Here is an 856-nt window from a genome sequence, read left to right on the forward strand (position 1 = left end):
TCTTTATTGCAAAGCTGCGCTCTATGATAGTAGAAGCTACTCCGCGCAAGCTTTGCTATGGTTAGTAAGTCAGATAATAGGTGTTGCTCTCTTAATCCTTCGATGAGCCTTGCTTTGTCACAGCTTGTTCTCTTTCCCGAAGCCGTGCATCGAGCTTTTTTAGGTAGGCATTCTCCGCACGCAGATATTGCAGTTCACGCTTAAGCTCTGTAGGCGTCTTTTCATCATCAGGTTTGCTTGCGATAGGAGGTTTCATAAGGGTATTACCTTTACATTTGGAGGTGAGTCCAGACATACCGTGGAGCCTGTAAGCTTTATACCAATGACTAATTAAGCTAGGAGAGCTGATATTAAATTTGAGAGCGGTCTCAGAGTGGCTTAATTCTTCTGCTAACATCAAAGCGATCACTTGATACTTAAAGTCGCTACTGTATTTAGTTTTACCGGTTTTAGGCTTGATAGCATCTATACCACCGCTTTGATATTGCTTAACCCATTTACGTACAAACCTTGGGTCTACTTCAAACCTCTCACCTGTGGCAGTTCCAGTATGTCCTTCTCCGTAGTATGCTATGACTTTGATCTTAAAGTCTAGATCGTAACGCATAAAATAACCCCCATAAGTGGTGTCCAACTTATGGGGGTCAGTTCAGATTGTAAGGTGCTTTTTTGTGATATAACGCGTAAGCCACTAGAGGTTCAAAGTATCGACAGCTCAAAGCTGGGGATGATCTGCCATATGCTTTTCACGTAACTTTTGGCGCAGTACCTTACCGACGTTACTCTTAGGTAGCTCATCAACGAATTCGATATAACGAGGACATTTATACCCTGTTAAATTATCTAGCGCAAAGTC

2 protein-coding genes are annotated in these 856 nt (G+C 42.4%); both read right to left on the reverse strand.

From position 1 onward, the window contains the following. Window positions 1–91: 91 nt before the first annotated feature. Window positions 92–607 carry a helix-turn-helix domain-containing protein gene (locus ACTXGO_RS14955; protein ID WP_443575076.1) on the reverse strand — a complete coding sequence of 172 codons (516 nt, stop codon included), beginning with the start codon at window positions 605–607 and terminating at the stop codon, window positions 92–94. Window positions 608–715: 108 nt separating this feature from the next. Continuing rightward, window positions 716–856 (reverse strand): hypothetical protein (locus ACTXGO_RS14960; protein ID WP_443575077.1); only part of this gene is annotated, 141 nt, incomplete at its 5' end.

The organism is Psychrobacter sp. T6-1 (genome assembly GCF_052258445.1).

Coding starts and splice junctions, on each gene's coding strand:
- ACTXGO_RS14955 (WP_443575076.1), bottom strand. CDS start 607: ATGCGTTACGATCTAGACTTTAAGATCAAAGTCATAGCATACTACGGA.